This is a genomic window from Bacillus hominis (assembly GCF_030348325.1).
GTDB classification, from domain to species: Bacteria; Bacillota; Bacilli; order Bacillales; family Bacillaceae_G; genus Bacillus_A; species Bacillus_A hominis.
Window position 1 is genome coordinate 4,914,547 of the sequence record NZ_JAUCFS010000005.1, and the last position, 13,381, is coordinate 4,927,927.

5 protein-coding genes and 1 pseudogene are annotated in these 13,381 nt (G+C 36.2%); 3 read left to right on the plus strand and 3 right to left on the minus strand.

The genetic code is table 11. From position 1 onward, the window contains the following. The first annotated feature begins 525 nt into the window (after positions 1-525). Together QUF93_RS28150 and QUF93_RS28155 are read left to right on the plus strand one after the other, a co-directional pair. A complete protein-coding gene (locus tag QUF93_RS28150; RefSeq protein ID WP_289360877.1) occupies positions 526-1,923 on the plus strand; it encodes a M28 family metallopeptidase in 1,398 nt (465 codons plus the stop codon). Between the two features lie 370 nt (positions 1,924-2,293). Continuing rightward, a pseudogene (locus QUF93_RS28155) lies at positions 2,294-2,472 on the plus strand (type I methionyl aminopeptidase); the annotation flags it as partial. A 190-nt stretch (positions 2,473-2,662) separates the two neighbouring features. On the opposite strand, the gene QUF93_RS28160 reads toward QUF93_RS28155, so the two are convergent. From QUF93_RS28160 to QUF93_RS28170, 3 genes are all read right to left on the minus strand, one after another. Beyond that, positions 2,663-8,422, minus strand: coding sequence for a Cna B-type domain-containing protein (locus QUF93_RS28160; RefSeq protein WP_434476087.1), 5,760 nt, complete (start codon positions 8,420-8,422; stop codon positions 2,663-2,665). Between the two features lie 1,646 nt (positions 8,423-10,068). Then, entirely contained in the window at positions 10,069-11,739 is a 1,671-nt protein-coding gene (argS, locus tag QUF93_RS28165; protein ID WP_289360879.1) for an arginine--tRNA ligase, read from the minus strand. Further along, entirely contained in the window at positions 11,739-12,176 is a 438-nt protein-coding gene (locus tag QUF93_RS28170) for a YwiB family protein (protein WP_002089794.1), read from the minus strand. Before QUF93_RS28170 ends, argS begins: the two co-directional genes overlap by 1 nt. A gap of 148 nt (positions 12,177-12,324) precedes the next feature. On the opposite strand from QUF93_RS28170, the gene QUF93_RS28175 reads away from it, so the two are divergent. Continuing rightward, positions 12,325-13,365, plus strand: coding sequence for a S66 family peptidase (locus tag QUF93_RS28175; RefSeq protein WP_289360880.1), 1,041 nt, complete (start codon positions 12,325-12,327; stop codon positions 13,363-13,365). Positions 13,366-13,381 lie beyond the last annotated feature (16 nt).

A 13,381-nucleotide genomic window follows, 5' to 3' on the forward strand; every position in this document is an offset into this window, starting at 1 on the left:
AACAGCCTCGTATTTTCATATGGATGCCTTACATATATCACTGATGATAATTATGAAATGCGGAAACATATTTACCATCACATGATTCAAACAAAAGAAAAGAAACCCTATAACGGATCTCTTTTCCCTACATAATCTAAAGTTTGGGTACACTAGATTCATGCAATGTAGGAGCCTTCTAAGCAGAAAGCGATCCTTCATTTAAAATGATAGCATACATATATCCGCTAAAAATATGTAAATGTGCATATAGCGTTTTTTATTTCTCAACATGCAATTATTGAAAATTCAGACATATAAAGGTAAGATAAAGTGAAACTTTAATCAGTGAGGGCTTTATCCATCCCTCACTGATTATTAGCCTTCACCAATCGGGCTTTTACGGGCAGCCCGACTCCCATCTAGCTTCTTTGCTTTACAGTTGAATTTTGAGATGAGGGTCTTACTGCCCCAAAATAGCGGGATAAAGTCGTTATCCGTCTTCTTTTGTCAGTCAGAGAGAATAGAAGAATGGGAGAGGAAAAAATGAGAAAATCACTGAAACAAAAAATAGTAAGCTCCTTGCTTGCTGTATCACTCGCCGTTAGCTTAGCTCCAATCGGACAAGCAAAAGCTGATTCCACGTCAGAAATTACACAGACTCCACCTATTACAAAACAAGTTGATGCAAACCGTGCCATCGAGCATATCCGTTTCTTATCCGAAACAATCGGTCCCCGTCCAGGTGGTACAAAATCAGAAGAATGGGCCTCTCGCTACGTTGGTATGCAACTTAAATCAATGGGCTATGAAGTAGAATATCAGCCCTTTCAAGTACCGGATCAATACGTTGGATTTATCGAATCACCATTATCCACAAAACGAAATTGGCAAGCTGGCGCTGCTCCCAATGCGCTAATTTCTACAGAAGCTGTTACAGCTCCTCTTATCTTTGTTCAAGGTGGAACAAAATTAGATGATATTCCAAATGAGGTAAACGGAAAAATTGTTTTATTCGAAAGAGGTGCAACAGTAGCAGATTATAATAAACAAGTTGAAAATGCTGTTAGCAAAGGGGCAAAAGGTGTTCTTTTATACAGCTTAATTGGTGGACGTGGAAACTATGGACAAACTTTCAATCCTCGCTTAACTAAAAAACAGTCTATCCCTGTCTTCGGTCTTGCTTATGCTCAAGGAAATGCATTTAAAGAAGAAATCGCTAAAAAGGAGACAACCATTCTTTCCCTAAAAGCGAGACATGAATCTAATTTAACATCCTTAAATGTCATCGCAAAAAAGAAACCAAAAAATAGTACAGGTAATGAAAAGGCTGTCGTTGTAAGTTCACACTACGATAGTGTCGTTGGAGCACCTGGAGCAAATGATAATGCCTCTGGAACGGGATTAGTATTAGAATTGGCTCGCGCTTTTCAAAATGTAGAAACTGATAAAGAAATTCGTTTTATTGCTTTTGGTTCTGAAGAAACTGGCTTACTTGGCTCTGATTATTATGTTAATAGTCTGTCCCAAAAAGAACGCGATCGAATTTTAGGTGTCTTTAACGCAGACATGGTTGCAACAAATTATGATAAAGCAAAGAATTTATATGCAATGACTCCTGATGGCTCAGCAAACATTGTAACAGATGCTGTCTTACAAGCAGGTAAACAATTAAATAATGATCTCGTTCTTCAAGGGAAATTTGGCTCTAGTGATCACGTACCATTTGCTGAAGTTGGTATTCCTTCTGCACTATTTATTTGGATGGGTGTCGATAGTTGGAATCCATTAATCTATCATATCGAAAAGGTATATCACACGCCTCAAGATAACGTATTTGAGAACATTTCACCAGAACGTATGAAAATGGCGTTAGAAGTCATTGGTACAGGTGTCTATAATAGCCTTCAACCTAACGTGAAAACAGGACAAAAAGCCGCTTAACACTATTTCAAGCTACCGATTAATCGGTGGCTTTTTATTAAGGAAAAATAAATATGTATAAAAGCATATTTATTACATAGCGTTATTACCCGAAAAAAAATCCTAATGCATCAATTTAAGTATATTAATTATACGATTTATAGTGTATAATATAAAACGTAATATATTAATGTAATTGTATTACCATGTAGAATGAAAATTGTAATAATAGTAATTACATCTAATAAAGAAGGCTTTCTACTATGAAAAAATTATTCTTGCAGTTGTGTTAGCTTTAACAGTTATTTTAGGAACAAATGCTTTTATTCCTGAAACAAACGCTGATGCAGCTACTCACGAGCAAAGCTTTACAAAATACTATTTCTAAATTAGCCATAAAAATGGCTATGCATTCATCCAAAACTTAACGGAACATGGTCATTGATCTTAAATCACATGAGATACCACACCACATTCTAAGCTTATGATCCAATGGATAATAGACTTATTGAAAGCGGTTTCGTTATTACTTTAGAGCCGCTTATCTCTATGAAAGCTGACCATATTATTCGGCCGCTGATTGAGCCCAACCTGAAATTGTTCTCTTTTTTCTATAAAAAACCCTTCAGGTTGCATTCTTCCCTTCACTTTATCGTGAAGTGTTTTTGAATACTTACCTAAAGGGCGTAATATCAATAGTAATTTTTTAATTTGTCTGCTACTCAGATTACAGTGTAATCAATAATCTAAATCTTTTTTATTATTTTATTCGCTGACGAGCGAGTAGGATTCCACCTAAAAGGAATAATACAATACCTCCAAGAATTGAACTCATTTCTGCTGATGTTCCTCCTGTGTTAGGAAGTAATGTTGGCTTATCATTTTCTGTAGTAGGTGGAACTTTTGAATCGCTATTTTTGTCTGTATTTGCGTTTGGATCTGTACTTGGATCTTTTGGATCTGTGCTTGGATCTTTTGGATCTGTGCTTGGATCTTTTGGATCTGTGCTTGGATCTTTCGGATCTGTACTTGGATCTTTTGGATCTACACCTGGTTCGTCCTTGATTTTTGTATTCGTGATGTCATATCCTTTTACTTCAGATTTGTATCCCGCTACTGCTTGTTCTTTCACTTCATACTTGTACGCCTTACCTTCGGCATCGTATGCTGCTAAATCTGTAAACACATATTTCCATTCGCTTGCTGCGCTTACTTCTTGTGTTGCGATTACTTGGCCATTTTGTAGTAGGTCTACTTTAATCATCGTCGGACGTTCTGATGAATTATCGTCTTTCCATGTTTTCGTTCCTTCTACTTTTGTTTTGCCAACCTTTGTATTCGTGATGTCATAACCTTTGACTTCTGTTTGATATCCGTCTACTGCTTGTTCTTTTACTTCATACTTATATGCCTTACCTTCGGCATCATATGCCGCTAAATCTGTAAACGCATATTTCCATTCGCTTGCTGCGCTTACTTCTTTTGTATCGATTACCTTGCCATTTTGTAGTAAGTCTACTTTAATCATTGAAGGACGATCTTTCGCATTATCGTCTTTCCACTTTTTTGTTCCTTCTACTTTTGTTTGACCTACTTTTGTATTTGTAATGTCATAACCTTTTACTTTGGATTGATATCCATCTACCGCTTGTTCTTTTACTTCATACTTATATGCCTTGCCTTCGGCATCATATGCCGCTAAATCTTTGAATTCATACTTCCAATCGCTTGCTGCGCTCACCTCTTGTGTTGCGATTACTTGGCCATTTTGTAGTAAGTCTACTTTAATCATTGAAGGACGTTCTGATGAATTATCGTCTTTCCATGTCTTCGTTCCTTCTACTTTTGTTTGACCTACTTTTGTATTTGTGATGTCATTACCTTTGACTTTTGATTGATATCCGTCTACTGCTTGTTCTTTCACTTCATACTTGTAAGCTACACCATTCTCATCATATGCTGCTAAATCTTTAAACGCATATTTCCATTCGCTTGCTGCGCTCACTTCTTGTGTTGCGATTACTTGGCCATTTTGTAGTAAGTCTACTTTGATCATATTCGGACGATCTTTCGCATTATCGTCTTTCCACGTTTTTGTTCCTTCTACTTTTGTTTGACCTACTTTTGTATTTGTAATGTCATAACCTTTTACTTTGGATTGATATCCATCTACCGCTTGTTCTTTCACTTCATACTTATATGCCTTGCCTTCGGCATCGTATGCCGCTAAATCTTTGAATTCATACTTCCAACCGCTTGCTGCGCTTACTTCTTGTGTTGCGATTACTTGGCCATTTTGTAGTAAGTCTACTTTAATCATTGTCGGACGTTCTGATGAATTATCGTCTTTCCATGTCTTCGTTCCTTCTACTTTTGTTTGACCAATCTTTGTATTCGTGATGTCATTACCTTTTACTTCTGTTTGATATCCGTCTACTGCTTGTTCTTTCACTTCATACTTGTATGCCTTACCTTCGGCATCGTATGCCGCTAAATCTGTGAATTCATATTTCCAACCTGTTGCTTCTGTTACTTCTTGTGTTGCGATTACTTGGCCATTTTGTAGTAAGTCTACTTTAATCATATTCGGACGATCTTTCGCATTATCATCCTTCCACGTTTTCGTTCCTTCTACTTTCGTCTTGCCTACTTTTGTATTCGTGATGTCATTACCGTTTACTTCCGATTGATATCCGTCTACTGCTTGTTCTTTTACTTCATACTTATATGCCTTACCTTCGGCATCATATGCCGCTAAATCTGTGAACGCATATTTCCATTCGCTTGCTGCGCTCACTTCTTGTGTTGCGATTACTTGGCCATTTTGTAGTAAGTCTACTTTAATCATCGTCGGACGATCTTTCGCATTATCGTCTTTCCACGTTTTTGTTCCTTCTACTTTTGTTTGACCTACTTTTGTATTTGTAATGTCATAACCTTTTACTTTGGATTGATATCCATCTACCGCTTGTTCTTTTACTTCATACTTATATGCCTTGCCTTCGGCATCGTATGCCGCTAAATCTTTGAATTCATACTTCCAACCGCTTGCTTCTGTTACTTCTTGTGTTGCGATTACTTGGCCATTTTGTAGTAAGTCTACTTTAATCATCGTCGGACGATCTTTCGCATTATCGTCTTTCCACATTTTCGTTCCTTCTACTTTTGTTTGCCCAACTTTAATATTCGTGATGTCATAACCATGTACTTCTGTTTGGTATCCGTCTACTGCTTGTTCTTTTACTTCATACTTGTATGCTACTCCGTTTGCATCGTATGCTTGTAGGTTTTCAAATGTGTACTTCCAATTTGTTGCTTTGCTTACTTCTTTTGTGTCTACTACTTTACCATTTTGTAGTAAATCTACTTTAATCATTGTTGGACGATCTTTCGCATTATCGTCTTTCCATGTTTTCGTTCCTTCTACTTTCGTCTTGCTTACTTTTGTATTCGTAATGTCATAACCTTTTACTTCTGTTCGATATCCGTCTACTGGTTGTTCTTTTACTTCATACTTATATGCCTTACCTTCGGCATCGTATGCCACTAAATCTGTAAACGAATATTTCCATTCGCTTGCTGCGCTTACTTCTTTTGTATCGATTACCTTGCCATTTTGTAGTAGGTCGACTTTGATTGTTTCTGGACGCCCTTCACCATTTCCGTCCTTCCATACCTTCGTTCCCTCTACTTTTGTTTGACCAACCTTTATATTCGTGATGTCATAACCGTTGACTTCTGTTTGATATCCGTCTACTGCTTGTTCTTTCACTTCATACTTGTATGCCTTACCTTCGGCATCGTATGCCGCTAAATTTTTGAATTCGTATTTCCAGCCTGTTGCTTTGCTTACTTCTTGCGTCGCAATCACTGTACCATTTTGTAGTAGGTCTACTTTAATCATTTCCGGACGATCTTTCGCGTTATCGTCTTTCCATGTTTTCATTCCTTCTACTTTTGTTTGACCTACTTTTGTATTTGTGATGTCATAACCGTTGACTTCCGGTTTGTATCCATCTACTGCTTGTTCTTTCACTTCATACTTGTACGCTACTCCGTTTGCATCATATGCTTGGAGGTTTTCAAATGTGTACTTCCATTCTGTTACTGCTGTTACTTCTTTTGTATCTACTACTTTACCATTTTGTAAAAGGTCTACTTTGATCATTTTCGGACGATCTTTCGCATTATCGTCTTTCCATGTCTTCGTTCCTTCTACTTTTGTTTCGCCTACTTTTGTATTTGTGATATCATAACCATTTACTTTTGATTCATATCCTGGTACTGCTTGTTCTTTCACTTCATACTTGTATGCTACTCCATTTTCATCATACGCTACTAAATCTTTAAACTCATACTTCCAGCCTGTTGCTTCACTTACTTCTTGCGTCGCAATCACTGTTTCTTTTTGTGCTTGTGAGTTATCTTTTTGTACTAAATCTACTTTGATGGTTTTCGGACGATCTGATGCATTGTTATCGTTCCACGTCTTCGTTCCTGCAACTGATGTCTTACCTACTTTTGTATTCGTGATGTCATAACCATTTACTTTTGATTCGTATCCATCTACCGGTTGTTCTTTCACTTCATACTTGTATGCTTTTCCATTTTCGTCGAACGCTACTAAATATTTAAATTCATACTTCCAACCTGCTTCTTTGCTTACTTCTTGTGTCGCAATCACTGTACCGTTTTGTAGTAAGTCTACTTTGATGGCTTTATGCTCTTCCTCTGTGCCACCTTTCCACGTCTTCGTTCCTGCAGCTGATGTCTTGCCTACTTTTGTATTCGTGATGTCATAACCATTTACTTTTGATTCGTATCCGTCTACTGCTTGTTCTTTCACTTCATACTGGTATGCTTTTCCGTCTGCATCGTTTATCACCAAATCTTTAAATTCATATTTCCAGCCTGTTGCTTCGCTTACTTCTTGCGTCGCAATCACTGTACCGTTTTGTAGTAAGTCTACTTTAATCATCGTCGGACGACCTTCCGCATTTCCGTCCTTCCATGTTTTCGTTCCTTCTACTTTGGTTGTTTGTACCACTTTTGTATTTGTAATGTCATAACCACTTACTTCTGTTGTGTATCCATCTATCGGTTGTTCTTTTACTTCATACTTGTACGCTACTCCATTTGCATCATAGACTACTAGGTTGTCAAATTTGTATTTCCAACCATCTGCCGCCGTTACTTCTTTCGTGTCTACTACTTTCTCATTTTGTAGTAATTCTACTTTGATTGAACTTGGACGATCTTTCTCGTTATCGCCTTTCCACATCTTCGTTCCTGAAACAGATGTAGTTTTCACGTTGTTGGAAATTGGCAACTCGATTCCATTTTCAGAATCTGATTTTATTTCAAACTCTATTTTTTTCTGGGGATCGAAATCAATATAGTCTGGAGCTGAAACCTCTTGTACATAATATTTACCTGGTGATAATTGAGGAGTTTCAACTATCCCTTTTTCATTTGTTGTATATTCGCCTCCAACTTGTTCACCAGACTCTTTATACAACTTAAACGAAACATTCGGGATTACTTTTTCTTTATTTCCTTCAATATATTTAATAATTTTCAGCTTTCCTTTTGGGACCTTGTTACCGGTAGCACCACCGCCAGCTGTCATATTTTCGACTGGATGAGTACCCGATTCAGTAACTGGTTCTTCGTTTAGAACTTGGTAATCAATCGTATAATCATTCTTAAAAAAATCTTGCGTCTTCCCAGCTTCCGTTATAGTAGATGTATAACCAATCGAAAAGGAGGCGAGACGTGCTTTATCTTTATTAAGCACAACTTTAAATGATTTGTCCCCGGTAAAGGTAATTGTTCCGTAACCTTGCCCTTCAAGCTCTTGTAGCGTTAAAGATCGACGACCTAGATAATCATCTACAATTATATAGAAACTATTCTTATTAAGTGTTTGACCTTCCTGTAAATTATCAGTCACAACAATATTACGACTTAACTCTTCTTTAGCTAAGTTTATATTCAAGAACCAACGTACTTCATCGTCCTTACCTGAGTTCATATCACCAGTTTTATAAAAAAACGGTGGCTTTCCAGGATCTGTACCACCACCACTGCTTGGGCCGGTAATTGTTACAGACTGCTTATCTACAGTTGTACCAAAATTGGTTTCAATCTCTTTCTTTTGATCCGTTCCTACATTAGTAGCTTCTACGAAAAAGTTTAAATACCCTTGAATATTTTCATATGTATCCACTTTATCATTAAATGTACATACCACAGTACCTGCTGTAACTTTACAAGTACCATAGTCATTTAATAGAAACTCGATATTTAATCCTTTTAATTCTGGAGGCAGTGTTAATGTTAGTGTGTCTCCAGGCTTCAGCCTAAGTCCATCTTTTTCACTGAAGTTTACAGTTACTTTAGTCCTTTCTGTGGTACTTAGATTTGTTTTACCAATCTGAAAACTATCCACAAGTCCTGCTGTGTTTAGCTCTTGTGCATTTGCTACTATAGGTAGCAAACCCTGACCTATGGTAAACATGAAAATCATTATAATCGAAAAAATCGAAGTAACTCTTTTTAAATACATATTTTATGTTATCCTCCTATAAAATTAAAAATAGATAGATCCTGGTACAAGCATACTATGACAAAGATTCTACTATTCAATGTCATTAAGCCACTTTACTAAAACTTGTTTGACAGCTATTATCATCTTTTTCTCTTTTTCAATCCTTCTATTACTTAAAAAATTGCAGTTTGACTTTTATATAGATTCATCTAATTTCTCCGGCATTTTATTTATCGTATATACTGTTTAACAAAAACAGATACAGGACAAATTTTGATAAAGGAATTCAAATTATAAATACCCATGAACGGACAAACAACTTCAAAGTCAGAAGAAGACCACTCAACAAGCACTCACGATAAAACTCATGACGGTCATTGTCTTATTATGCTGTAGAGTTTCCGAAATTTCTCCATACCAACGCAAACGCTTGCTCTATAAATGCAAAAATTTCATTGTCGGAAAGTATGGCCAAGCTACTTCACAGTAAATATACATTTGGTCAACTTCCTTACTTATCCTCCTAAAGAATAACAAGAAGTACCATCTATAATCGAAATTAGCATATCAGCCAAGGAAAGTTCGAACTGTGAAACATACTTGGATACTCGTATTCTAAAAGATGTTATTGAAGATGCGTTTTCTGCCATTATAATTTGCGGTGAAATTGGCCATATGTTAAAACCTTTTGTGTTTAGTTACACAGCCGACCTACACACCGAAACAAGTAGAACAAGAAGCGTTCCACCGCCAGCATTATATAATTAAAAACGCTCTGGATGAAGTATTGTTTGCCTATGCAAGATGATAGTCATATTCTCCAAATTTGAATACAGTGGACCGAATTTAGGGGTAAATAAAAAAGAGTATGATTGTCAACTGATTTCATGTAAATCGCATAGAAATACGAAATTCAGTCTTTTCATTTTTGGAGTATATAAATGAGTGTCGAGAAAAAACACTTTGCCTAATGGGTTCCATGGCTATGTCGAAGAATTAAAATGAGCTTATATATGATGATAATATCAAAACCGAGAGATTTATATCCTTTCATTATTTTTTATCAAATCATGAAAACTTCAATTGTACTATATGTACTATTTTAAACATATCCCCCTAGTTTCTTGACTAAGCTGGAAGTTTTCAAGATTAATTACTAATTGGTTAGATACTTGGTTAGATGAATTGTTATTTTAGTATTTGGCATAGCTGTAACAATGTTTTTTACAACAATCACACCATTTCCTAGTAACATTCCACCAACTAATAATACATATATGGATTTTTAATAATTTTACCCCCGACAGTCTATTATTCTAGAATCGTTCCTAAAAATCAATAGTTAATTGGTACTTTACTATTTTCACTTCATCACCATAACATATATTTGTCACATGTATTTATATTAGTAAACTGAAATAAAAAAAAGAGACAGCTCTGCCATCTCTTTTTCATTTCAGTTTACCCTCATCAAGACGTACGTGAGGTTCTCCCCCATACGTCTTTTCGTTGATCTTCTTTCTTTGACATCTAATCAGTGTATAGACTGATTAGATGTCTTTATATCAACTTGTATATCACTTCTAAACAAAAATAAGTATCTTTTCTTTTGTCTATTACATTTTTTCTGGTGCAGATACTCCTACGATTGCTAATGCATTTTGAAGTGTAGTGCGTACTGCTTTCATTAATTCGTAACGAGCTTTACTTAATTCTAAGTTATCTTGGTTTAATACTTTTTCTGCATTGTAGAAGCTGTGTAATGCTGCTGCTAATTCAAATGCATAGCTTGTAATGCGGTGTGGCAGGCGTTTTTGCGCTGCATCCGCAACTACAGCTGGGAATTCACCAAGTTTTTTCAGTAACTCTACTTCTTTCTCAGAAGTAACAAGTTTGTAATTCACGTCTCCACCTGTAGCTAATCCTAACTCTTCACCTTGACGAAGGATACTGCATACACGAGCATGAGCGTATTGTGCATAGTATACTGGGTTTTCATTAGATTTTGATACAGCTAAGTCCATATCGAAGTCTAAATGAGAATCACCACTACGCATTGCGAAGAAGTAACGCATTGCGTCCACGCCTACTTCTTCCATAAGCTCACGAAGTGTAACTGCTTTACCTGTACGCTTACTCATCTTCATTTTTTCACCATTTTGATACAGTTGTACCATTTGAATGATTTCTACTTCAAGAGTGTCTTTATCGTAACCTAGCGCTTGAATAGCAGCTTTCATACGAGGAATGTAACCGTGATGATCAGCACCCCAAATGTTGATTAATTTATCAAAACCACGCTCTAATTTATCGCGGTGATAAGCGATATCTGGCGTTAAGTATGTGTAAGAACCGTCGTTTTTAATTAATACACGGTTTTTATCGTCACCGTAAGTCATTGAACGGAACCAAGTTGCTCCGCCTTCTTCAAAGATTTCATCACGCTCTTTTAATACTGCAAGTGCAGCATCAATTTTTCCGTTTTTGTATAATGATGTTTCTGAGAACCACACATCGAAGTTAACACGGAAGCTTTCTAAGTCTTTTTGAAGTTTTGCTAATTCATATTTCAAACCGTATGAACGATAGAATTCATAGCTTTCTTCTGCATCAGCTTTTGCATAACGATCGCCAAACTCTTCTGCTAAACGTTTACCGATTCCAATGATGTCCGCACCATGGTAACCGTCTTCTGGCATTTCTTTCTCTAAACCTAAAGCTTGCATGTAACGAGCTTCAACAGAAAGAGCTAAGTTATGAATTTGGTTACCAGCATCATTAATGTAGTACTCACGAGATACATCGTATCCTGCTTTTGCTAATACGTTACATAAAGTGTCACCTACTGCCGCACCACGTGCATGTCCTAAGTGAAGATCGCCTGTTGGATTCGCAGATACGAACTCAATTTGTACTTTTTCACCTTTACCAGTATTCGTTTCACCGTATGCTTCACCAGCGTTGACGATTGTTGGGATTAAGTCTGTTAAGTAGCTATTATCCATGTAGAAGTTAATGAAACCAGGACCAGCGATTTCAATTTTTTCAATAGAAGCTTTTGCTTTATCGAAGTTTGCAACTAATTCTTCTGCAATCATACGAGGTGCTTTTTTCGCAACGCGTGCAAGTTGCATTGCCATATTTGTAGAGAAGTCACCATTTGTTTTATCTTTTGGAGATTCTAATACAACGTTTGGAATTTGTTCTTCTGTCGCTAATTCTGCCTTTAATACAGCAGCTTGAATTTCTTCTTTAATCAATCCTTTTACTTGTTCTAAAGAATTCATTATTTTGCCTCCTTCAAATTAAGTGTAATTGTATATCTGCCAGCTTCTTGTTCACTTAGAAGCAATGCGTACGTTAAGAAGAGTTGTCCTTTTTTCTTTTCATCCGACCATTTAAAAAGAACGTTATCAGTCTTTGTTTGCAATGCAAACGTACCAAGTTCACTCGTATACGTACCAGTTGTCCATTCACCTTTCACATGCGTCTGACGCATAGAAATAGCACCTGAACGCATAATGAGAACTTGTTCATCTTGAATTTTAATAATTGTTTTCACTTCGCCTTGTTCGTTCGGCTCTTGGAATGTTATATATGTACCTTGACCTTTTACATAGTATTGACCATTTGCTTCAAAAGCAACGGTTTCCTTCCTCGCCCCTTCACGGATTTCTGTTACGAAATGAACGTGTACCGGCAAGCCTGCAAGTTGTTTTTTCACGTCTTGCACACCTTTCAAATGTTATAGATATTAAATACTACTTATAATAAATCACTTTTCCTATCATATCAAAAAAAGACTCTGTCTGTCTGCTGAAAAATCAGGAAAACTCCTTTTCAAAAAATAATTCACCTTCACTTTATTTCATATGTTAAAATATTTTTTAAATCTAAATATTCTTTCATTTCAAGGGGTGAATTTGGTGCTACCAACAAAATTAAAAAAAGGTGATGAAATAAGAGTTATTTCACCATCTTGTAGTTTAAGTATTGTCTCAAATACGAACCGAGAGCTTGCTACGAAAAGATTAACCGATATGGGCTTTCAAGTTACATTCTCAAAAAATGCTGAAGAAATAGATCACTTTTCTTCATCCTCTGTTTCTTCACGAATTCAAGATTTTCATGAAGCATTTAGAGCCCCTAATGTAAAAGCAATTTTGACGACACTTGGAGGATACAACTCTAACGGTTTATTAAAATACCTCGATTATAATTTAATTCAGGAAAACCCGAAAATTTTCTGCGGTTATTCTGATATTACCGCTTTAAACAACGCGATTTATGCTAAAACAGGCTTAGTTACATATTCAGGTCCTCACTTCTCTTCATTTGGAATGGAGAAAGGCCTTGATTATACGACTGATTACTTTTTAAAATGCTTAAATTCTAATGAGCCTATTGAAATACTGCCGGCTGAAACATGGAGCGATGATTCTTGGTATATTGATCAGGAAAATCGAGAATTTATTAAAAATGAAGGATATGTTTCAATTCAAGAAGGAGAAGCTACAGGAGATATTATTGGTGGTAATATGAGCACATTTAATTTACTGCAAGGTACGCCCTTTATGCCTAACTTACAGGACAAAATTTTATTTCTTGAAGAGGATAGTTTAACAGAAAAAGCTACCCTTAAAACTTTTGATCGATATTTACATTCTCTTATGCAGCAACCTGACTTTGAACATGTAAAAGGCATTGTTATAGGGAGAATGCAAAAAGGAGCAGAATGTACAATAGAAGACATTCAAAAAATGATTGCTTCAAAGCCTGAACTTACACATATACCTATCATTGCAAATGCTAGTTTTGGGCATACAACTCCTATTTTCACCTTCCCAATTGGCGGAAGAGCAAAAATCACTTCTAATAAAAAGAACACATCTATTACAATTTTAACGCATTAAAAAAGGAGCGATTTGT